This is a genomic window from Kitasatospora aureofaciens (assembly GCF_019192735.1).
GTDB lineage: Bacteria > Actinomycetota > Actinomycetes > Streptomycetales > Streptomycetaceae > Kitasatospora > Kitasatospora aureofaciens_A.
This window is the reverse complement of sequence record NZ_JAHTKP010000001.1, coordinates 455703-478265: the sequence shown is the minus strand read 5'-3', so window position 1 is coordinate 478265 and position 22563 is coordinate 455703. Positions and strand designations below refer to the sequence as shown.

11 protein-coding genes are annotated in these 22563 nt (G+C 68.8%); 8 read left to right on the top strand and 3 right to left on the bottom strand.

Annotated features, from left to right (window positions below):
- Positions 1–34 precede the first annotated feature (34 nt).
- Entirely contained in the window at positions 35–1774 is a 1740-nt protein-coding gene (locus KV557_RS02005; protein ID WP_218197787.1) for a sigma-70 family RNA polymerase sigma factor, read from the bottom strand.
- 319 nt (positions 1775–2093) lie between these two features.
- On the opposite strand from KV557_RS02005, the gene KV557_RS02000 reads away from it, so the two are divergent.
- The 4 genes from KV557_RS02000 to KV557_RS01985 all read left to right on the top strand — a co-directional run bounded on the left by KV557_RS02000 (position 2094) and on the right by KV557_RS01985 (position 16212).
- A complete protein-coding gene (locus KV557_RS02000; protein ID WP_256176830.1) occupies positions 2094–8345 on the top strand; it encodes a protein kinase domain-containing protein in 6252 nt (2083 codons plus the stop codon).
- Between the two features lie 39 nt (positions 8346–8384).
- Positions 8385–11309, top strand: a complete 2925-nt coding sequence (locus KV557_RS01995; protein WP_218197785.1) for a DEAD/DEAH box helicase — start codon at positions 8385–8387, stop codon at positions 11307–11309.
- Positions 11309–15364 carry an Eco57I restriction-modification methylase domain-containing protein gene (locus tag KV557_RS01990; RefSeq protein WP_218197784.1) on the top strand — a complete coding sequence of 1352 codons (4056 nt, stop codon included), beginning with the start codon at positions 11309–11311 and terminating at the stop codon, positions 15362–15364. The genes KV557_RS01995 and KV557_RS01990 overlap by 1 nt, the downstream gene beginning before the upstream one ends.
- A 443-nt stretch (positions 15365–15807) precedes the next feature.
- Positions 15808–16212: a hypothetical protein gene (locus KV557_RS01985; RefSeq protein ID WP_218197783.1), complete on the top strand. Its 405-nt coding sequence runs from the start codon at positions 15808–15810 to the stop codon at positions 16210–16212.
- A gap of 18 nt (positions 16213–16230) precedes the next feature.
- On the opposite strand, the gene KV557_RS01980 is transcribed toward KV557_RS01985, so the two are convergent.
- Together KV557_RS01980 and KV557_RS01975 are read right to left on the bottom strand one after the other, a co-directional pair.
- Entirely contained in the window at positions 16231–16428 is a 198-nt protein-coding gene (locus KV557_RS01980) for a DUF397 domain-containing protein (RefSeq protein WP_218197782.1), read from the bottom strand.
- Between the two features lie 11 nt (positions 16429–16439).
- The gene (locus tag KV557_RS01975; RefSeq protein ID WP_256176768.1) at positions 16440–17309 is read right to left on the bottom strand and encodes a helix-turn-helix domain-containing protein; all 870 of its coding nucleotides are present in this window, start codon (positions 17307–17309) and stop codon (positions 16440–16442) included.
- Between KV557_RS01975 and KV557_RS42135 the strand changes: the two genes are divergently transcribed.
- The 4 genes from KV557_RS42135 to KV557_RS01955 all read left to right on the top strand — a co-directional run bounded on the left by KV557_RS42135 (position 17293) and on the right by KV557_RS01955 (position 22532).
- Positions 17293–17796, top strand: a complete 504-nt coding sequence (locus KV557_RS42135) for a hypothetical protein (RefSeq protein WP_256176767.1) — start codon at positions 17293–17295, stop codon at positions 17794–17796. The two genes, KV557_RS01975 and KV557_RS42135, sit on opposite strands and share 17 nt — an antisense overlap.
- Positions 17797–18087: 291 nt before the next feature.
- Positions 18088–19227, top strand: a complete 1140-nt coding sequence (locus KV557_RS01965) for a hypothetical protein (RefSeq protein WP_218197781.1) — start codon at positions 18088–18090, stop codon at positions 19225–19227.
- Between the two features lie 222 nt (positions 19228–19449).
- Positions 19450–21333 carry a DUF4357 domain-containing protein gene (locus KV557_RS01960; protein WP_218197780.1) on the top strand — a complete coding sequence of 628 codons (1884 nt, stop codon included), beginning with the start codon at positions 19450–19452 and terminating at the stop codon, positions 21331–21333.
- Positions 21327–22532 (top strand): McrC family protein, encoded by a 1206-nt coding sequence (locus KV557_RS01955; RefSeq protein ID WP_218197840.1) that lies wholly within the window; start codon positions 21327–21329, stop codon positions 22530–22532. The genes KV557_RS01960 and KV557_RS01955 overlap by 7 nt, the downstream gene beginning before the upstream one ends.
- The last annotated feature ends 31 nt before the right edge of the window (positions 22533–22563 follow it).

Here is a 22563-nt window from a genome sequence, read left to right as displayed (position 1 = left end):
CGGCTGTACTGCCCGGTGCTGTGGGGCGGTTTGGTCACGGTGCCGCGGCCGGCGGGGTCGGACGGGGCACCGGCCGTTTCCGGACGGGTAGGGGCGCACGCTGCCACTCCACGCCCAGGGACTCCAGGACGACCCGGCGGTGGGTGGGCAGCCCGGCCCCGTTGAAGCCGGCGATCTCACGCTGTTCGTCGATCCACTGGCCCAGGGGGAAGTCCCCCTCCTGGTGGTCCGGCTCGGGTAACCGGCCCCCTTCACGTCTGCGGAAGGTCTGCAGGGCGTTTACGCCGGCGAGCCAGTCCCGGTTCGCGAGGTCCTTCGAGATCGCGTACACGGCGTTGGACGACGCGGCGTCGAGCCACTTGTCGGTCAGCATCCTGCGCAGCGTGAGGTACGGAGCACCGGCGGGGTCCGTGAAGGCGAGTTTCAGCACGGGCCGGACCTTCACCTCCAGCTGGCGGACCCGCTCCCGGGTGACCCCGAGGGCCTTCCCGAGCTCGTCCAGGGTGGCCGGGTCCTGCCCGTCCAGCCCGTACCGCCTGGTGACGATACGGGCGAAGCGCTCGGGAAGCGCTGCGACGGCCGCGTGCAGCTCCGCTTCGGTCAGGGCGTCGATGACCGTGCCCTCCACCCCCGGGATCGCGGTACGGGTCTCGATGAGATCGCCGAGATGGACGCCGTCGCCGATGGTCCGGTCCAGCGAGTCGGTGCGACGGCTGAGCCGCCGAACCTCGTCCACCTTCGTCACCGGGAGGTCGCAGGCAACCGCCACGTCGGCGGCCCGGATCGGGAGGCCCCGGGAGAGCAGGGCACGTTCGGCGCGGGCCACCTTCTGCATGACCTCGTGCATGTGCACCGGAACGCGGATGGCGCTGCCCTCGTCGGCGACGGCCCGGCCGATCATCTGGCGGACCCACTGGGTGGCGTAGGTGGAGAACTTGATGCCCATGAGCGGGTCGAACTTTCGGGCTGCCCGCAGCAGGCCGAGCTTGCCACTCTGAGCGAGGTCCTCGTAGTCCAGCCCCTGGGCGGTGAACTGCCGCGCGAGGGAGTGGACGAGCCCCAGGTTGTGCACGACCAGGCAGTCCCGTGCCCGTCGCCGCTCGTCCTCCGGCAGGAGCCCGGCCAGTTCCTCGTCGGTCGGTTCGATGCCCATCCGCCGCACCCCGCCCCGCAGGAGCACGGTCAGGCCCACCTCCTCCTCCGCGGTGAGGATGCGCTTGGCCGGGCGGAGGGTGAAGCGGTCATCGGTCAGCACGTCGCGGGCTGCGGTCACGGCTCGCTCCAGGTGGCCTGCCGCGACCGGCGCCGCCTGCGCCGGGATCGACAGCGCGGCTCCCGGGGGAGCGCCGCGCGGGTCTGGTGCAGTTGCGGCGCCGTCGGGCGACGGGATGATTCGGGCACCGGACCGGAGCTCCTCGGTCTCGGACACGGAGAGGCCGGCCAGCCGGGCGACCCTATCCACCGCCCGGGTGTCGACCATCCCCGCGCGGTCGGCGAAGCGGTCCAGTAGCCGGCGCGCGGTGTCCATACGGGGGGAAGCGGCCCGCCGCTGTGCGGGTGCCCGTTCGGCCTCCTGGCGGGGCGGTTCGCCGATCCGGAGCTTCATCGCGGTGAGCGCGTCGGCCAGTCGGCCGCGTGCTTCCTCGCTCAGCCCGAGCGCCTCGGTCTCACTGCGGAAGACCTGGTAAGGCACGACCCCGCGCACTTGCTTCGTCTGAAGGTCGGCGTACAGCCTGCCGAGGGCGGCCTTCAGGCTCGGAACCTGGTGGTTCATCTTCCCACCCCTTCACACGGAGGTGAGGCACGGCGGCCTCGAATGCGTGCACGCTGCGAGCTGCGAACCCGATGTACACGGAGACGCTAGCGGCAGCATGTTAGCGCCGTCAACACATAAAACATATGGTGTACGTGTCTCCGGGAATCGTGTACGGTTCCTCTTGTCGCCGCCCGCTCGTCGCCCAGCGACGGTCGGTGGCGCGCGGGAGTGGCATGCGGCGTGGTGCGTCCGGAATCCGGGGTGTGGAGGAGTGACAGTGGGCCTGGAGCTGATCGGTGGCCGGTTCCGTCTGTTGGGGGCGATCGGCGCCGGCAACATGGGGGAAGTCCACAAGGCCGAGGATCTGAGGTCGCCCACGGGCGGACCGGACCGCGTGGTCGCCGTCAAGACGATCCTCCGCCGCCGCTCCGGTGCTGCCATCGACACCTACGGGGACACCAAGGCGGTCGAGCGCTTCGCCCGGGAGGTGCGCATCATGCGCCGCCTGGATCACCCCCACCTCAGCCGCCTCATCGACGGTGGCGTGGACGAGGACCACGGCGGCCTGCCCTACCTCGCGATGGAGTACCTCGACGGAGAGGTCCTGCGCGACCTGATCGCGGAGGAGGGGCAGCTCCCCATCGCCTGGGTTGCCGCGATCGGCGCCCAGATCGCCGACGGACTCTCCGCCGCGCACGCGGCCGGCATCGTGCACCGCGACCTCAAGCCCGCCAACGTGATGCTCACCAGGGGCGGCGTCGTCAAGGTCCTCGACTTCGGCATGGGCCGGATCGTCGACGACGCCGAGGACGCCCGGCTCACCAGCACCGGCGTCGCGGTCGGCACCGCCCGGTACATGGCACCCGAGCAGTTCAAGGCCGAGCAGGTGACGCAGGCCGCCGACCTCTACGCCCTGGGCTGCCTGCTCTTCGAGATGCTCACCGGCGTCGCGCCGTTCGTCGGAGAGGCGGCGTACGAGCTGATGCGCAAGCACATCGAGGACAGCCCGACTCCGGTGGGCCTGATCCGGCAGGACGTGCCCGCGGAGCTGGCCCGCCTGATCGACCGTCTCCTCGCGAAGCAGCCTGTTGACCGCCCTGCCGACGCCGTCGCCGTCCGCGACGTCCTCCTCCCGCTCGTCGACCGGGACGGCGGTGCCCGGCAGCTCCCCACCTGGAGCGCGTTCGACCCTGTCCCGACCCTGCGTACCGCGCAGCCCGCACAGACCGCACAGCCCACGGCATCCGCTGCTGAGGCGCCCGCAACTCCCGCGACCACCACGGGTATGGACGTCTTCGGTGTCCACCGCGAGCTCATCAAGGATTATCGCTCCTTCACCGAGGGCGGGACGGTCATTCGCGACGATCGGATCGCTGCGTTCGTCGAGGACGACCTGGACGCCAAGTCCCAGTGGCCCGACCCGTGGCTGTCGTTGAACCCATTCTTCGCCGGCGGTGGCACCGTCCTGGAGCTCGCGGGCCGGGATGTGCTGCACGAAGAGTGTGCGCGCATCTTCCAGGCGAAGAAGACGGAGGGCGGTACGGTCTGCGACGGCCGTCCGCTGACCCTGCACCAGCACCAGCGCGAGGCGCTCGAAGCAGCGCAGTCGGGTGCCTCGTACGTGCTGACCACCGGAACCGGCTCCGGCAAGTCGCTCGGATACATCGTGCCGATCGTCGACAAGGTCCTGAAGGACCGCCAGGCCGAGGGCCCGGCGGCCGCCAAGCGGGTCCGCGCGATCATCGTCTACCCGATGAACGCCCTTGCCAACAGCCAGCTCAAGGAGCTTGAGAAGTACCTTCGCGACGGCTATGGCAACGGCCGTGAACCCGTCACCTTCGCCCGCTACACCGGCCAGGAGGACGACGCGGCCCGCAAGGAGATCCGCGACAACCCGCCGGACATCCTGCTCACCAACTACGTGATGCTGGAGCTGATGCTCACGCGGCCGGACGACCGCAAGAGCCTCGTCAAGATGGCCAAGGGCCTGGAGTTCCTGGTCTTCGACGAACTGCACACCTACCGCGGCCGCCAGGGCGCCGATGTCGCCCTGCTGATCCGCCGGGTTCGTGAGGCGTGCCAGGCCGGTCGGCTCCAGTGCGTCGGAACCTCCGCGACCATGTCGACCGAGGGCACGACCGAGGACCAGCGGAAGGTCGTCGCGAACGTCGCCTCGACCCTCTTCGGCGTCAAGGTCGAGCCCCGGCACGTCATCGGCGAGACCCTGGTACGGGCCACCGACGACGCGCCGCCGACCGTGTCGCCCGAGCGCCTCAGGGCCCCGGCCGCGCCGCGGGCCTACGGCGAGCTCGTCCGCGACCCGCTCGCGCGCTGGATCGAGACCCGCTTCGGACTCGCCACCGACGCGGACGACGGTCGTCTCGTCCGTCAGAAGCCCGCCAAGATCGAGGTCGCCGCAGCAGAGCTGGCGGAGCAGAGCGGTGTGCCCGCGGAGCAGTGCGCCGCCGCGATCCGGGCCACCCTGGAGGCAGGCTCACAGGCCCGGCACCCGGTCACCGAGCGGCCGCTCTTCGCCTTCCGCCTGCACCAGTTCCTCTCCAAGGGCGACACCGTCTACACCACCCTGGAGGACAAGCTCTCCCGTCACCTCACCCGCGGCTACCAGCTCGAACAGCCCGGCTCCGGTGGAAAGTTGCTGATGCCGCTCGCCTTCTGCCGCGAGTGCGGCCAGGAGTACCTGACGGTGTGGCGTACGGAGAAGGACGGTGAGGTCCGCTACGAGGCGCGCCGCGACACCTCCGCGACCGGCGGCCGCCAGGGCGACGGCTACCTCTACGTCGACCACGACCGCCCGTGGCCCCGCAACACCGAGGCCGCCATCGCGGACCGCCGGCTCCCCGAATCCTGGCTGGAGATCGACGACCGCGGTCAGGAGGTCGTCCGCAAGTCGCACCGCGACCGGGTGCCGCGAGCCGTCACCGTGGACCCGTACGGCACCGAGGGATACGGCGAACTGGAAGCCGCATTCATCCCGTCCCCGTTCCTGTTCTGCGTGCACTGCGGTGTCGCCTACGAGCAGACCCGCGGCCGGGACTTCGCCAAGCTCGCCACACTCGGCCAGGAAGGCCGCTCCTCGGCGACCTCGCTGATCTCCGCCTCCGTGGTCCGCTCGCTGAAGTCGGTGCCGGAGGAAGCCCTCGACAAGGAGGCGCGCAAGCTCCTCACCTTCGTCGACAACCGGCAGGACGCCTCCCTGCAGGCCGGACACTTCAACGACTTCGTGCAGATCACCCAGGTACGCGGCGCCCTCTACCGGGCCGCCGTCGCGGCCGGCGAGGAGGGCATCCACCACGAGGAGCTGGCCTCCTCGGTCGCCAACGCCCTCGCGCTCGCCCCGGCCGACTACGCCGGCGACGCGGCGGACCTGCCGCCCGCGCTCGCCCGCAGCGCGGCGAAGACCCTGCGTGACGTCATCGCCTTCCGGCTCTACCTGGATCTCGAACGCGGCTGGCGCATCACCATGCCCAACCTGGAACAGACCGGCCTGCTGGAGATCGACTACCAGGACCTCCAGTGGGTCGCCGAGCACCAGGAGCGGTGGGAGGGCACCCACCAGGCGCTGCGCGACGCCGACCCGGCCCTGCGCGCCGAGATCACGAAGGCGCTCCTCGACGAGATGCGCCGCGCCCTCGCCATCGACGTGCAGTACTTCCGCGACGACTTCGACTCCCTCCAGCGGGCCAGCGAGGAACGCCTCATCGACCCGTGGGTGCTGACCAAGTCCGACAGCCCCAAGGTCGGCACCGCCTACCCCCAGCCCTCCCGCCCCGGCCTGGATCGCTCCGGCCTGTTCCTGTCGGCCGCGGGCAAGTTCGGCAAGTACCTGCGCCGGACGGACCGTGCCTTCCGCGAGCTCGACAAGGGCGACCTCCAGCTCGTCATCGAGGAGCTGCTGAAGGTGCTGGCCAAGGCCGGTCTGGTCAGGGAGGTCTCGCAGACCCCGCAGCGCTCCGGCCGCTTCCGCAGCCCCGCCGGGTCGGCCACCACCGGTTACCGGGTCGCCGCGCAGACCCTGGTCTGGCGTGCCGGCAAGGGCGAGCGGGGCGCCCACGACCCGCTCACCCGCACCTACGCCAGCGGTGACGGCCCGCGGGTCAACACGTTCTTCCAGGAGCTCTACCGCAACGCGGCCAGGGAGTTGGCTGGTCTCTTCGCCCGGGAGCACACCGCCCAGGTCGACCCGACCGAGCGCGAGAACCGTGAAGAGGCGTTCCGCAAGGCGGAGTTGAAGCTCCTCTACTGCTCGCCGACGATGGAGCTGGGCGTCGACATCTCCTCGCTCAACGCCGTCATGATGCGCAACGTCCCGCCGACACCCGCCAACTACGCACAGCGGTCCGGGCGCGCGGGCCGCAGCGGCCAGCCCGCCCTGGTCACCACGTACTGCGCCACCGGCAACAGCCACGACCAGTACTACTTCCGTCGCTCCGAGCGCATGGTCGCGGGTGCCGTCGCCCCGCCGCGCCTCGACCTCGCCAACGAGGACCTCGTTCTCTCCCACGTCCAGGGCATCTGGCTGGCCGAGGCCGGCCTCAAGCTCGGCCGGGCCGTCACCGAGGTCCTCGACATCTCCTACCCCGAGACCGGCGACCGCCCCAACCCGGCCCTCGAACTGCACCCCGGCCTCCACGCCGCCTCGCGGGACACCGGCGCCCAGACCCGCACGATCGCCGCCGCCTACCAGGTGCTCGGCCCGCTGCTGCCCGACTTCGCCCGGACCACGTGGTGGGACGAGCGGTGGATCGAGGACCGGGTGTGCACCGTCCCCGAGCGGTTCGACCGCGCCTTCGACCGCTGGCGCGAGCTGTACCGGGCCGCGCTGGACGACCAGTACGTCCAGAACAAGCGGGTCCTTGACCACAGCCTCACCGAGGGCGACCGCAGGCGCGCGGTGGGCCGGCGGCGGGAGGCCGAGACCCAGCTCAACCTGCTCAAGAACGAGAGCGCGGAGAACAAGTCCGTCCTCTCCGACTTCAACCCCTACCGCTACCTCGCCTCCGAGGGCTTCCTGCCCGGGTACTCCTTCCCCCGTCTGCCGCTCGCCGCGTACATCCCCACCACCGGCCGCCGCCAGGGCGACGGAGACTACCTGCAGCGCCCCCGCTTCCTCGCCATCCGCGAGTTCGGCCCCGGGGCGCTGATCTACCACGAGGGTGCCCGCTACCAGGTCACCCGCATCCAGCTCCCGCCGGACGCCTCCGGAGACATCACGACCAGCGAGGCCCGCCGCTGCGACCACTGCGGCTACCACCACGACCCGCGCGAGCTCGACAACCGCTGCCAGATGTGCGACGAGCCGCTCGGCGCGGCCACCTACGGCCTGCTCCAGCTGCACACCGTCTACACCCAGCGCCGCGAGCGCATCTCCTCCGACGAGGAGGAACGGCGCCGGGCCGGCTACAAGCTGGAGACCTCCTACGCCTTCCAGGACCACGGCACCCGCAAGGGCCGCCAGGACGCCAGGGTCACCGACGGCTCCCGTCCGCTCGCGGCGCTGGCCTACGGTGATTCCGCGACCGTCCGGATCACCAACGTGGGCCGGCTGCGCGCCAAGAAGGACGACCCGGCGGGCTACTGGCTCGATGCCGCCGACGGCCGCTGGATGAACGACCGCGACGCGGCCGACGCCTCCGGCGACTCCGCCGAGCTGCCGGTCGTCGACGCCGACGGCAACGAGAAGCGCCGCAAGAAGCGCGTCATCCCGTACGTCGAGGACCGCCGCAACATCCTCGTCCTCACCCTCGACGAGCCGCTGCCCGAGCCGATCGCGCTCTCCCTGATGTACGCCCTGGAACGCGGCATCGAGGCCGCCTTCGAACTGGAGGACTCCGAGCTCAACAGCGAGCTCCTCCCGCCGAACGACGGCCCGCGCAACCGCTTCCTCTTCGCGGAGGCCGCCGAGGGTGGGGCCGGCGTACTCCGCCGCCTCCAGGCCGAGCCGGACGCGCTCGCCAAGGCCGCCCGCCAGGCGCTGGCGATCTGCCACTTCGACGAGCAGGGAGTCGACCTGGGTGGCCCCCACCCGGACCGCAAGTGCGAGCGCGGCTGCTACGAGTGCCTGCTGACCTACGGAAACCAGCTCAACCACACGCTCATCGACCGCCGCACGATCCGCGCCCTGCTGCTCCGGTTCGCCTCCGCCGTCGCCGAGCGCGACGCGCGCGGTGAGTCCCGAAGCGAGCAGTTCCGCCGGCTGCTCGCCGACCAGAGCCCGGATCCGACTGCCCAGCCGGGCGAGTCGCCTGAGCCCGTGGACGTGCGGACCCCGTTGGAGCGCGACCTCGTGACGTGGCTGAAGGAGCGCGGCCTGCGTCTTCCCGACGCGACCCAGACCCTGATCACCGAGGCCAATGCGATGGCGGACTTCGTCTACCGGATGCCCGGGGTGAAGCTGGCCGTCTTCGTCGACGACCCGGAGATCGAGAGCACCGCCCTGCGCGACGAGGATGCCTCGGAACGCCTTTACGACGCCAACTGGGACGTGGTCCGATTCCCGCTCGAGGGTGACTGGGACGTCATCGCGGCAGAGCACTCCCGCTACTTCGGCACCGCCCACCCGACCCGCTGACCGACGGAACCGACGAACCACTCGACGAGGACCCACCTGATGACACCCACCTACTCCGCCGGTTCCCTGGTCACCGCGCGCGGCCGCGAATGGGTCGTGCTGCCCGAGAGCGCCGCCGACATGCTCGTGCTGCGCCCCCTCGGCGGCTCCGACGACGACATCGCCGCCGTCTTTCCCGCCTTCGAGGACGTCAAGGGCGCCGAGTTCGCCGCCCCTTCGCCGGACGACCTCGGCGACCAGCGCGCCGCCGGCCTGCTGCGCTCCGCCCTGCGGATCGGCTTCCGCTCCGGCGCCGGCCCGTTCCGCTCCCTCGCCGGGATCGCCGTCGAGCCGCGCGCCTACCAGCTCGTCCCGCTGCTGATGGCACTGCGCCAGAAGACCGTCCGGCTGCTGATCTCCGACGACGTCGGTATCGGCAAGACCGTCGAGGCGGGCCTGATCGCCAGTGAACTGCTCGCCCAGGGCGAGGCCAAGGGCCTGGCCGTGCTCTGCTCGCCCGCCCTGGCCGAACAGTGGCAGGCCGAGCTGCGCACCAAGTTCGGCATCGACGCCGAACTCGTCCTCTCCTCCACCGTCTCCCGCCTGGAGCGCGGCCTGGATTTGGGGCAGTCGATCTTCGACCGGTACCCGAACGTCGTGGTGTCGACGGATTTCATCAAGTCCCCGCGCCACCGCGACGACTTCGTGCGCCACTGCCCCGAGTTGGTCATCGTCGACGAGGCCCACACCTGCGTCGCCGCCGACGACACCGCGGGCCCCGGCAACCGGGCCTCGCAGAACCAGCTGCGGTACGAGTTGCTGCGCCGGGTCGCCGAGAAGGACGACCGGCACCTGCTGCTGGTGACCGCCACCCCGCACAGCGGCAAGGAGTCCGCCTTCCGCAACCTGCTCGGCCTGGTGAAGCCCGAGCTGGCCAACACCGACCTCGACAGCAAGCGCGGCCGCGAACTGCTCGCCCGGCACTTCGTCCAGCGCAAGCGCGCCGACATCCGCCAGTACCTGACCAAGGAGGACGGTCTCACCGACGACAGCCTCGCCGAAAAGACCGCCTTCCCCGCCGACCGGTACTTCAAGGACGAGACCTACAAGCTCTCCCCGGCCTACCGCGCCCTCCTCGACGACGCCATCGCCTACGCGAGCGACCGCGTCGAGGCGGCCGGGGCGCAGGGCAAGCGCGAGGCCCGCATCGCCTGGTGGTCCGCGATCGCCCTGCTGCGCTCGCTGGTCTCCTCGCCGCGCGCCGCCTCCCAGACCCTGACCACCCGCTCCGCCACCGCCGTCGCCGTCAGCGCCGAGGAGGCCGACCGGCTCGGCGCACCGCTCACCAGCGACTCCGCCGACAGCGACACCCTGGAGGGGCTGGACGTCGTGCCCGGCGCCGAGACCGACGACGCGGGCGCTCGGCTGGCCGCCCTCGCCCAGCGGGCCGCCGGGCTGGAGGGCGCCGAGCACGACCTCAAGCTCAAGGCGCTGATCAAGCACCTCAAGGCGCTGCTCGCGGACGGCTACAACCCGATCGTCTTCTGCCGCTACATTCCGACGGCGGAGTATGTCGCCGAGGCGCTCCAGGGCAAGGGCGGCGTCAAGGCCACCGTGGCCGCCGTCACCGGCACCCTCTCGCCGCAGCAGCGCATCGAACGCATCGAGAGGCTCGCCGAGGAGGCGGGGGACAGCCTCGCCGCCCGCCGCGTCCTGGTCGCCACCGACTGCCTGTCGGAAGGCGTCAACCTCCAGCACCACTTCGATGCCGTCGTCCACTACGACCTCGCCTGGAACCCCACCCGCCACGACCAGCGCGAGGGGCGCGTCGACCGGTACGGGCAGAAGCGCGACGAGGTCCGCGTCATCACGCTGTACGGGGCCGACAACGGCATCGACGGCAAGGTGCTCGAAGTCCTCATCAAGAAGTACCGGCAGATCCGCAAGGACCTGGGGATCTCGGTGTCCGTCCCGGACGAGACCTCGGCGGGCGTCACGGACGCAATTGTCGAGTGGCTGCTGATGCGGGGCAGGGAGGGCCAGCAGGAGGGGCTGTTCGCGGTCGACGACCTGGTCGACGTTAAGGCCGCCGAGCTGGAGAAGGACTGGAACTCCGCCGCCGAGCGGGAGAAGGCCTCCCGCTCCCGGTTCGCCCAGCGCTCCATCCACCCGCAGGACGTGGCCCGCGAGGTCATCGCGATCCGTGATGCCCTGGGTAGTGCGGGGGAGATTCGCACCTTCGTGCGGGACTCCCTCAACGCCCTTGGCGCTGTCCTCCGGGATACCGAGGGCGGGGACTTCACCGCGGAGGTCTCCGGCACCCCTGCCGGCCTGCGCGACGCCCTGGCGCCCGTTGTCGGCGGCGACGCCGTCGAGACCGGCCGGCCGATCCCGTTCTGCACCGACCCCGCCGTCGCCCGAGGCGAGGCCGCCCTCGTCCGCACCGACCCGGTCGTGGGTGCCCTGGCTGGTCACGTGCTCAACGCCGCCCTCGACACGCTGGCCGAGGGGAGCCGGCCGGCCCGCCGCTGCGGCGTCGTGACGACGGATGCCGTGTCCGTCCGGACGACGCTGCTGCTGGTGCGCTACCGGTTCCACCTGACGCTGCCCTCGCGGAGCGGGGAAAAGCAGATCGTCGCCGAGGACGCCCGGCTGCTCGCCTTCCAAGGCGCGCCGAGGAACGCCATCTGGCTGCCCGACGGGGAGACGCTGGCTCTGCTCGATGCCCAGGCCACTCTCAACACCGACCTGCACTTCGGCGAACGGACGATGAGCCGCATCCTGGGTCAACTGCCCGATGTGCAGGGTCATCTGGAGTCGTACGGCGAGCAGCTCGCCGCCGAACTCGACGCCTCCCACCGCCGCGTCCGCGAGGCCACCGGCGAGATCGTCCGAGGCCTGCGCGTGCGTGCACAGCAGCCCGCCGACGTGCTCGGCGCCTACGTCTACCTGCCCGCGACCACGTCGACCGGAGAGGGCGTCTGATGTCCGCCACCACCCGCAACCAAGTCTTCTCCGCCGTCCACACCGTCGGAGGGCTGCTGCCCGCCGACATACTGGTCCGGATCGCCGAGGGCAAGGACGTCTCCGGCTCGAAGCCCGCCGACTACGGCGTCATCGGGTCCCGTTCGGTCCGTGATGATGCCGAGCGCCACTGGGACTACCTCAAGGGCGCCTGGCGCGAACTGCGTGCTCGCCTTCCTGAGGACGCCGACACGGGTGCCCCCGCTGCCGACCCCACAGGGCTCGCTACCGCCCAGTGGCTGGAGCCACTCTTTGCCGAGCTGGGCTTCGGGCGGCTGACGGCTGTGGGTGCGGCCGGCATCCCCGCCGACGGTGACGCGGAGAGGTTGTTTGCGGTCAGCCACCGCTGGCAGCACACCCTCATCCACCTGACCGCCTGGAACACCGACCTCGACAAGCGGGTTGGTGGGGCTGGCACCGTCCCGCCGCAGTCGATGCTCCAGGAGTGCCTCAACCGCACGGAGGCCCACCTGTGGGGCGTGCTCTCCAACGGCCGTCGGCTGCGGCTGCTGCGCGACTCCAGTGCGCTCGCCACGGCGTCGTACGTCGAGTTCGACCTTGAGGCCATCTTCGACGGTGAGCTGTTCAGCGAGTTTGTGCTGCTGTACCGGCTGCTGCACGTCTCGCGGTTCGAGGTGGCGGAGGGTACGGCGGCCTCGGCGTGCCGGATGGAGAAGTGGCGCACGGAGGCTATCGCCTCCGGGACCAGGGCACTGGACCAGCTCCGCAAGGGCGTCCAGGACGCCATCACGACCCTGGGTACGGGTTTCCTCCGGCACCCCGACAACGCCGCCCTGCGGGAGAACCTCAAGGCCCAGGACCTGCACAACGCGCTGCTGCGCCTGGCCTACCGGCTGCTGTTCCTGTTCGTCGCCGAAGACCGCGACGCCCTGCACGCGCCCGAGGTGGGGGAGCAGGAACGCGAGCGGTACGCCATGTACTTCTCCTCCGCCCGACTCCGCGCTCACGCGCGGCGCCGGCGCGGCACCGCGCACGGCGACAGGTGGCAGGCCTTGCGGGTCGTCCTCGACGCGCTGGGCGACGAGAACGGCCGCCCGGAGCTCGGACTGCCGGGGCTCGGCGGCCTGTTCACGAACGGCGACGCGGACGTCCCGCTGGACGGTCTCTCCCTGTCGAACGAGTACCTGCTGACGGCAGTTCGCCACCTCGCCCAGGTACGGGACATCGGATCGCACCGCTGGCGGGCCGTCGACTACCGCCACCTGGACGCGGAGGAGCTGGGCTCCATCTACGAGTCCCTTCTCGAACTCGTCCCGCAGCACAGCGCGGTGGACCGCACCTTCGAACTCGTCGAGCTGGCCGGCAACACCCGGAAGACCACGGGCTCCTACTACACCCCGTCCTCGTTGATTGACTGCCTCCTCGACTCGGCGCTCGACCCGGTCATTGACGATGCCGTCAAGCGCGGCGAGCAGGCGGCCAAGGCCGCCAGCCGACCCGACCCGGCGGAGGACATCGTCGCCGAGCTGCTGGCCCTGACGGTCTGCGACCCTGCCTGCGGCTCCGGCCACTTCCTCGTTGCCGCCGCCCGCCGCATTGCCAAGCGCGTTGCGGCCGTCCGCGAGCGCAACCCCGAGCCGACGCTTGTCGCCGTCCGCCACGCCCTCCACGAGGTTGTCGCCCGTTGCATTTATGGCGTGGACCTCAACCCGATGGCCGTGGAACTGGCCAAGGTGTCGCTGTGGCTGGAGGCCCTGGAGCCGGGCAAGGCGCTGAGCTTCCTCGACGCCCACATGAAGCACGGCAACGCGCTGATTGGTGCTACGCCGAAGCTGCTGCGAGGCGGCGTTCCGAATGACGCCTTCAAGCCTATCGAGGGAGATGACAAGAACGTAGCTAAATCCCTAGAAAAGCAGAATGGCCTAGAACGTGCCGGCCAGCGTAGTTTGTTCAATGTTGCCAGTGAGATTAAGGTCGCAAACACGGAATTCGCGACCGACCTTCGCCGAATCGCGGCGTCCTCGTCCGACACCTTGGCAAGTGTGCGGTTGCAGGAGGCGGCATTCCGCGATTTGGAGAATTCTACGGAGTATATTCGCGCCCGCCATTTGGCGGACGCCTGGTGTGCAGCCTTCATGTGGCAAAAGATTCATGGAGCCCCGATGGCCGTAACCGAGGAGGTATTCCGTAATCTCCAGAATGCGGAGCCGGATTCGGTTCCAAAAAGTACTAACGATGAAATCGTTCGCCTTTTCCGCCAGCATCAATTCTTTCACTGGCACCTTGAGTTCCCGGATGTCTTTTCGGTTTCTGCATCAACTTCCGGCATGAATGAGGCGACGGGTTGGACAGGTGGCTTCTCGTGTGTTCTAGGAAATCCCCCGTGGGATAGCGTTGATCTCAAGGAGCAGGAGTTCTTTGCGCAGCGCTCTCCCGCTATTTCGGCGGCACCCAATGCAGCAGCCCGCAAGAAGATGATCAATGCACTTGAGCGCGATTCCGAGAATCGCAGTTTGTTTGACGAATATACACGGGAGAAGCGAAAGGTTCACGCCGAGAGCCACTTCTTGCGTAAATCTGAGAGGTTTCCGACTACCGGTCAAGGGAACCTTAATACCTATTCTCTTTTTGCTGAAACTGGCCGATCTCTAATTTCAAGCTATGGTCGAATGGGGGCGATTACCCCAACTGGGATCGCGACAGACGCTAGGACGCAGCACTTTTTTAAGAGTCTGGTCCAAGGGCGTTCCCTGGCGGCGCTGTTTGATTTTGAGAACTCGGCGCCTATCTTTCCCGATGTGCACCGCTCTTTCAAATTCAGCATCCTCTCGGTGGCTGGCACATCGCTTCGCGAGAGAGCGGCAGACTTTGCGTTCTTTCTACGCTCTCCGGACGACTTGGCCGATGGTTCTGTCAAGTTCTCACTTGAGCCGGAAGAAATCCTTTCCCTGAATCCGAACACTGGGACGTGCCCGGTATTCCGCAGTCGCCGGGATGCCAGAATCGTGCTCGATGTCTATCGACTTTTCCCTGTGCTTGTTGAGGATGACGCAACCTCTGGAAACCCGTGGAGCGTATCGTTCATGGACATGTTCAACATGTCGCATGATTCTGACCTCTTCTCGTCGGCGTCGGCACTTGAGGATGATGGATGGGGATGGCTTGGAAATTCTCGCATCAATGAAAATGATAAGCTGCTTCCCCTGTATGAAGGGAAGATGGCGCATCATTTCGATCACCGCTGGGCCACCTATTCGCCAGCCGGAATTGTCGCCGACCTTGCGTTGGCCGATAAGCGGAATTCCCGAATGCTAGCAATTCCGCGCTACTGGGTGAATGAGCGAATGGTGCTCGCGAGATTGAATGAGAAGGGTTGGGGGCATGAATGGCTGCTCGGATGGCGGGATGTAGCTAGGGCGACTGATGATCGCACGGCAATCCCTGCTGTCGTTCCCCGTGCTGCCGTTGGCGATAAGCTTCCCATCTTGATTTCGTTGCGAAGCCCGGAGGAGATTTCCGGTCTCTATGCGTGCCAGGCATCTTTCATTTTTGATTATGTGAGCCGTCAGAAGATTGGGGGTACGAGCATGAGTAAGTTCATCTGGAAGCAGCTTCCCGTGCCTCCCCCGAATATTCTCGCTCCGCATCTCCCTTGGCTTGCCTGCCGCGTCGATGAACTTTCCTATACTGCCGTCGATATGCGCCCATTTGCTCGGGATATGGGAGATGGTGGAGAACCATTTCGCTGGGACGAGATTCGTCGTGCTGTAATCCGTGCCGAGCTCGACGCCTTCTTCTTCCATCTTTACGGCATCGCCCGTGGCGACGTCGATTACATCCTCGACACCTTCCCCATCGTTAAGCGCAAGGACGAGGCCAAGTACGGCGCCTACCGCACCAAAGAGCTAATCCTCTCCATCTACGACCGCATGGCTGCCGCTGGCGTGAGCCTCACCACCCCCCTCGTGGACGGCGAGAACTTCACCTCCACCCTCACTCCGCCCCCCGGCCAAGGCCCCCGCCACCCCGCCTCCACCGCTGATGGGCCGCATTGACCGACAGCATGACCGCTGTCGCCGCCAGCACGGACCCTGACGAGGTCCGTGCCGAGCGGCGGCGGCTCGTCCGGGCGGTGGCCGCTCATCGGCGGCTCCTCGCCGGGCGATCGGCGTTCGAGCGCGCGGATCTGCGGCGGCGTAACCGGGAGGTGCGGGGACCGTACCCGTGCGCAGCAGAAGCACGACGGGGCGGTCCGCCGGGCAGACGGAACGCACCGGCAGGACTCCTGTGCCCGCCGGCTGGCCGCGCTCGACGGCAGTCGTGACACCCGGGAGAGTCAGGCGCTCGCGGCGTTGCGCCGGCAGTTCATCGATAGGGCGGTCGGTAGCGCCCGGTTGGGGCCGCAGGAGGTCAACGGCATCGGTGACGGGCTTGTCCGCTACCTGGCTGCGCAAGGTATCTCGACGGAGCGCCCGTTCGTCCCGCCCCGCGTGCGTCGATGTCCTCGGCGCCGCAGGACCTCGGAGGGGCTGCTGCTGAAGCCGCGTCTTCTGGGCAGCGGGCGCGGCTGGCATGGCTGCTGCCGATCCGCTGGTTCACGCTGACGACGTTCCTGGGATTCGGCGATGGGATCGCGGGCCCGTTGTGGACGGATGTTGCCGTCCGGCTGGTTTCCTTGGCCACGGTGGTGTGGCTGCTGCGCCTCTGGGTTCCTCGGCGGCAGGTGGGCACGGCACAGCCCATGCCGCCCGGCTCTGACCTGACGGCCTGGGGCGTGTTCGTGGGGCTGGTCGCGTGCCGAGGGTTCCTCGACCCGGCCGGGGTCGCTGCTGGCGCCGCTTGGTTCGGGGTTGTTCTGTCGGCGATGTTGCTGATCATGAGCCTCGGCCGACGGCAGGGCTGATGCCCGCGAGGGGGCGAGTCACTTTGTGAGGTGGTCGAACTCTCCTGCCTTGACGCCGCAGAGGAAGGCGTGGAGCTTGTCGGGTGTGGTGGTAATGATGGTGTCAGGGTCGTCGCTCTCGCGGATCTTTATGCTGCCGTCGCGGGCCGCAGCGAGATAGATGCAGTTGACCGACTCGGAACTGTAGCTGGACTTCTGCCAGTTGAGAGCTGACATGGCGCTTCCTCTCAGGTGTCCTTTTCGATTCGGGCAATGAGATCACGTGACTTCGCGGGACTGAGGGTGCAGGCTTCCATGAGGTCCAGAACCTTCTGGTACTTCACCAGTTGAGCTTGGGCGTCGAGGAACTCGGAGCCGTGATACGTATCGAGCTGCACGGTGTCGAGTTGGGGCACGGTTGCGGAGCAGTAGACGATGGACTGCCCGGAGCCGGGGAGCGTGCCGGCGCCGAAGGGGATCACGAGAACCGAGATGTTCTCGCGGGTGCTCGCCTCGATGAGGTGCCTGTGCTGTGCACGGGCCACAGCTGGCCCGCCGAACCCCATCCGCAGGGCTGCCTCATGGACAATCGTCGTGAGCGGGATCGCCTGCGGGCCGTAAAGGATGGCCTGCCGTTTGATCCGGTACGACACTCGGTGTTCCACTTCGTGCGGCGCCAGGGGCGGTACGGCGTTGCTGGCGAGCGCGCGTGCCTGGTCGGCGGTCTGGAGCAGGCCGGGGATGTGAATCACCGAGGCGATGCGCATCGCCGTGGTGTGGTGTTCCGTTTCGGCGAGATCGAGCATGTTTGGCGGCAGGATGTCGCGGTACTCCTCCCACCATCCCCGAGCCCGCCTGCCGGTCATGCCGGCGAGAGCGTCGATCAGGCCCTGGTCTGCGCAGGTGTACGCGCGAGCGAAGGCGCGGACTCGCTCCGCGCTCACCGGGTAGCGGCCTGCTTCGATTCGGCTCATGTGGGCTTGACTCACTCCGACACGAGTGGCGGCGGCAGTTGAGCTGAGTCCGGCGTTCTCGCGGAGTTTGCGCAGCTCAAGCCCAAGGCGCTGTTGCCGCAAGGTCGGGGCACCACTCGATGCCATCGTGATCCTCTCGTTCATCCCCACGGTGATCTGGCAAGTCTTCAACGAGCTGTATGGAAATTATGCCACGAGCGACGCTACGGTATGGAGTGGGACAGTCACCAAAGGTGGTGCCCATTGGTTCAACCATGCCTTGAGGCAGGAGACTTCCATGACTGCTGCGCCCTCGCCAAACCCCCGCCCGGTCACGCCTCGGCCGCTGGCGCACGTGCCCTTCGACCAGGAGCTGTGCGGGCTCGTGCTCGACACCGCGCCCCGACTGTTCGCCGTCGTCCAGGTGTACGGCGACGGCCTTGAGGACGCCGACGGGTGGGTCGTGGCCTGGGGGCTGGCTGACGATGACGGGCTGACCCACGTGATCGGCATTGACGGGCGGATGCGGATGACCCTCGCGTCGCCCGAGCATGCCGTGCGTCATTTCGCCGTGCGGCCGGGCATCACCGCGCGGCTGGTCTGGCCCGCGCGGCCGGGCGCTGCCGCGCTCGACCGGGCCGAAGCCGCCTGAACTCGCGCGCCCGCGTTGCCCGGCTGCATCGAGTGCCCGTGGATGTCGCGCCGGCAGCGCACAGAGTGGGGCCCGCACCGGTGGGTCGCGTCGGCGCCGTTCTGTTCCTCGCGTGAATGCCCGCGTCGTTGCTGCTCCTGCTGATGTAGCGTCAGGCTTGGTTGCCACGGCCATCGTTCGTCGGCGATAGCATCCGACTCGACGTGAACGGTACTGACGAGACAGCAGGAAGATGGGACCGTCGTGGGCTTCCCTACGAGTGACATGCTTGCAGCGACCGGGAGCTTTCTCATGTACGAGGCGCTCGGTGAGACGTTTCGTACGCGGCATCCTGATCTTGCCGGGCGCCTTCAGGTGTCGCACTCCCCTGGGCCGCACCTGTCGGTGCCGCTGACCGGCGGGCGTTCCGTGGTCCTTGCCCAGATGCGTTTCGACAAGCCGTACGACCACACCCCGGTCTGGGCGGTCGTGGGGCCGAGGATCTCCGAGCCGCCTCGCATCTGGTACGGCACGACGGACACCGACGTCCTTGTAGACGCTCTCCACGCCAGGGCTGTGGCCGAGCTCGAAGGCGGCGGGGAGCGGAGCCCCTGGAGGTGGGACGAGCCCGCGGCAGGCGAGATCGTGGCGCTCGCGGACGACCTGGCGGCCCGTGGCGTGGATGTGCTGATGGCCGTTGCGCAGAACAGGTGCCGCGCGGTGGAGGCCGAGCGCGGGACGAAGGCCGAATACTTCGGCCGCGACCGCGGGGACTTCCTTGTAGTCCAGGGCCTGGGTTGTTCGATCACGGTGTCACACAAGCCGTTGTCGGGATGGAGTGCCGACGTCCGGGCCGGTGGCGGCGGGTCCTGGCAGCGGCTCGACCTGGGGAATCTTCTGCTCGACGAGCCGTCTTCCGTACCGGGGGTGGAGTCCGGGCTCGTCGACCGGGCGAAGCTTGCGGGACTGGTCGCGGACCTGGCCCGCCTTCCCCGCGTCCCCACCGTGGACGACCGGTCCACCGGTCGGGATACCCTGCCCGCGCAGTGGTCGCAGGCGGATGCACGACCGGAGGGTTCGGTTCTGGTCGAGGGCGTCGCACACGAGCTGGCCCGGATGGGATTCACGGACGTCGTACCGGACAGCGTGGGCGGCCGACTCGAGTCGGGGAGCATTCGCATCGAGTGGTGGAGCCGGTCGAAGAGCATGGGCCTTGGGGACTTACAGCGGTTGTACGGTGGCGCGGCCGTGGAAGGCCGGCGGCTGATGGTCCTGTCGCAGAGCTCTGCCACGCGACCCGCCCTCGCCTTCGCGGACCAGGCGAAGGCTTTTGTCTTCCTGGTGTCTCCTGCCGGCCGCCTGCACGCCTCCAACGACCTCGCCAGGGAGGCCGTCCTCGACAAGTCGCGCTGGAGCCCGGCACGAGGCCTGGCGGACCGCTGGTTGGGGTGAGGGAGGGGTGGACGCGGATGACCCTTGCGTCGCCTGAGCGGGCTGCGCATCTCCTCGGCGGGCGGCCGGGGATCACCGCGCGACTGGTGTGGCTCGCGCAGCCGGGTGCCGCCGCACTGGACCGGGCTGAAGCCGCCTGACCTCTCGGCCTGCTGGCGTACCTGTCGGTGTCAGGCCTTATTGTGCGCACAGGATCTTCGAGGGTGAGGGGCGGGAGCGGCCGTGGAAGACGAGTATCAGGAGTTCAAGCTGCGGTTGGCCGTCGCAGGGCCCGTTGCGCGCGGGCGGTTGTTGCCGGAGAAGGGCAGCAACGGCAGTCAGAAGTTCCTGGTGTACGCGGGGGCGCCGGCGCGGGGCAAGGTCGTGCCGTCCTACACGGAGCGTCAGGCATCCTCCAGCCGCCTGCGGACGCAGCTGATCAACGAGGGCAAGCTGCGGCCCTCTGAACGCTGGCCCGGGCACCTCGAACTGGTCGAGGACCTGGAGTGCGGCTCCCCTTCCGCCGCCGCCGAAGTGCTGTTGGGCCGCTCGGCCAACGGCTGGTCGCGGTGGCGGACGAAGGACGACAGGCCACTGTCGGAGTTCATGCCAGGCGTCTGGGCCGGGCCCAACCGAGCTTGGCTGGTCCGCGGCTCGAACGTCTCGGGTCTCGACCTTGTCCAGCGGCTGTGGCTGCCCGAGGGCCGGGTCACCCTCGCCGCATCACGACTGCGGCAGAACGTCCGGCAGGCTCCGAGCAAGGAGCAGCTGCGCGCGTTCGTTCAGGAGGACTACGAGTCCACGGCGACGTACAGCCAGAAGCAGGCACTCGTCGAGGAACTGCACGCCTTCCTCTCCCGGATCAAGCCCGGCGACACCGTGTGCACCATCTCCGGCGGGCTGCTGTACGTGGGCGAGGTGACCGGGCCGGTGGAACAGACGGCCTCGGAGGACGAGCGGTCCAACCTCCGTCGGCCGGTGGAGTGGCAGAGCGTCGGCTACGCGTACGCCGACCTGCCCGAGGAGTTGCAGCAGAAGCTCTCAGTGCAGCACGACGTCGTCGATCTCACCTCCGTGCAGGCTCTGATCAAGGGCCTCGGTCTGAGTGACCAGGAACTGGCGGACGAGTCCGAGGCCATAGAGCGTGACCCGAGCGTGGAGATCCCCGCTCTCACCGCCCGGCGCGAACTGGCGCTGCCCGAGCCGACTCCCGAGCTCGCCCGGGAACTGCTCGTCCATGACGTGAAGTGGCTCCAGGAGGTCCGCGACCTCCTCTGGGACGAACGCCAGTTGGTGCTCTACGGGCCCCCGGGCACGGGCAAGACGTACCTCGCGCAGAAGCTCGCGGAGTTCCTGGGGGGCGGGCCCGAGCAGGTCAAGCTCGTCCAGTTCCACCCCTCCTACGCCTACGAGGACTTCTTCGAGGGGTTCCGTCCCAAGGAGGATCCCGAGACACGTGAGGTTGCCTTCCGGCTCACCGCCGGCCCGCTGCGCGAACTCGCCGACCTCGCCTCCCGCGAGGGCAACCGGCACGTGCCGCACTTCCTGATCATCGACGAGATCAACCGGGCCAACCTGGCGAAGGTCTTCGGCGAGCTGTACTTCCTCCTTGAGTACCGCAACAAGGCCGTCCGGCTCACCTACTCCGGTGACGACTTCGCCCTCCCGCCGAACCTCTTCGTCATCGGCACCATGAACACCGCCGACCGCTCCATCGCCCTGGTCGACGCCGCGATGCGGCGCCGGTTCGCGTTCGTCGAGCTGTCACCGCGGACGGAGCCGACCAGCGGCCTCCTGCGACGCTGGCTCACCGCACAGGAGCGTGACAGCGGACCGGCGGACCTGCTGGACGCGCTCAACGCCCGGATCGACGAAGCGGACTTCCGGATCGGCCCCTCGTACCTGATGAAGCCGGGCGTCTACCGGGAGGGCGGCCTGGACCGCACCTGGCGGACGAAGATCCTTCCGCTGCTGGAGGAACACCACTACGGCGAAGGCGTCGACATCGAGAAGCGGTACGGCCTCGCAGCGCTGCAAGCCGAACTGGCAGCCCGGGGCGCCAGATTCGTCATGCAGCCGGGCGACATCGTCTGGGAGGACCAGCCCGAGCCCGGCGCCGAATCGTGACCGTCGTCCAACTGGCCGAGCACGCGCCGGCGGTGTCCGTCCCGCTCCCGGACGCCACCGGAAGGGCGCTCGCCGCCTCACGCATCGTCGACGCCGCCCCCGATCCGTACCGAACGGGCTGCTGGACACTGCGGGCCGGCAGCAAGGTCGGCGCGGTGAGCCTGGCGGTACCGGGGGGTGATCCCGTCACGGTCAGGATCACTCCCAAGGTGCCGATCGCCCGCCTCTTCTTCCTCATCGGATACAGCGTCGACCCGCACGGCTGGCGGGAGGGCCAGGTCGAGGTCGGCGACCACCGGGAACTGCTGCCGGCGCTCGCCCACGCCGTGGAACGCCAGGTCGACCGGGCGCTGCGCCAGGGCCTGCTGCAGGGATACCGGGCCGTCGAGGACAGCGCCCTCGTGGTCCGCGGCCGGATCCGCGAGGCCGAGCAGATACGCCGCCGGTTCGGCGCCGCCCTGCCCGTGGAGATCGCGTACGACGAGTTCACCACCGACATCGCGGAGAACCGCATCCTGCGGGCCGCCGTCGAACGCCTGCTCCGCCTGCCCGGCGTACCCCGGGACGTACGCCGCCGCCTGCTGCACCAGCGGGCACGCCTCGCCGACATCTCCCCGCTGGTGCGCGGCCAGGAACTCCCCGCCTGGCATGCCACCCGTCTCAACGCCCGCTACCAGCAGGCACTTCACCTGGCCCGCGTGGTCCTCGACGGATCGTCGCCCGAGCACACCGCCGGCGGACTGAGCATCGAGGGCTTCCTGTTCAACATGAACAAGCTCTTCGAGGACTTCGTGACGGTCGCCCTGCGCGAGGTGTTCCGGGCGACGGACCGTACGTGCCGGCTCCAGGACCCGCACCACCTGGATGAGGCCGGTGAGATCCGGATGAAGCCCGACCTCGTGCTGTACGGCCCGGAGGGAACTCCACAGGCCGTGGCCGACGCCAAGTACAAGGCCGAGAAGTCCGGCGGCTACCCCGACGGCGACCTCTACCAGATGCTGGCCTACTGCACCGCCCTCGGCCTGCGGGAGGGACACCTCGTCTACGCCAAGGGCAATGCCCCGCACGCCGCCCACCGGGTGCGGCACGCCGGCATCGTCATCCACCAACTCGCGCTGGACCTCGACCGGGGACCGGCCGACCTTCTCGGTGAAATCCGTTCCCTGGCCTGGCAGATGGCCCCAGGGGCGACGGTATGATCACGACCGGAACAGCCGCCAGGGGGTAGGG

What these genes read in the sequence shown, in the direction of transcription:
- KV557_RS01975 (WP_256176768.1), bottom strand. Translation starts at nt 17,309, where the DNA reads ATGAACGAGAGGATCACGATGGCATCGAGTGGTGCCCCGACCTTGCGG.
- KV557_RS01995 (WP_218197785.1), top strand. Translation starts at nt 8,385, where the DNA reads ATGACACCCACCTACTCCGCCGGTTCCCTGGTCACCGCGCGCGGCCGC.
- KV557_RS01985 (WP_218197783.1), top strand. Translation starts at nt 15,808, where the DNA reads ATGTCCTCGGCGCCGCAGGACCTCGGAGGGGCTGCTGCTGAAGCCGCG.
- KV557_RS01980 (WP_218197782.1), bottom strand. Translation starts at nt 16,428, where the DNA reads ATGTCAGCTCTCAACTGGCAGAAGTCCAGCTACAGTTCCGAGTCGGTC.
- KV557_RS02005 (WP_218197787.1), bottom strand. Translation starts at nt 1,774, where the DNA reads ATGAACCACCAGGTTCCGAGCCTGAAGGCCGCCCTCGGCAGGCTGTAC.
- KV557_RS01990 (WP_218197784.1), top strand. Translation starts at nt 11,309, where the DNA reads ATGTCCGCCACCACCCGCAACCAAGTCTTCTCCGCCGTCCACACCGTC.
- KV557_RS01965 (WP_218197781.1), top strand. Translation starts at nt 18,088, where the DNA reads ATGTACGAGGCGCTCGGTGAGACGTTTCGTACGCGGCATCCTGATCTT.
- KV557_RS02000 (WP_256176830.1), top strand. Translation starts at nt 2,094, where the DNA reads ATGGGGGAAGTCCACAAGGCCGAGGATCTGAGGTCGCCCACGGGCGGA.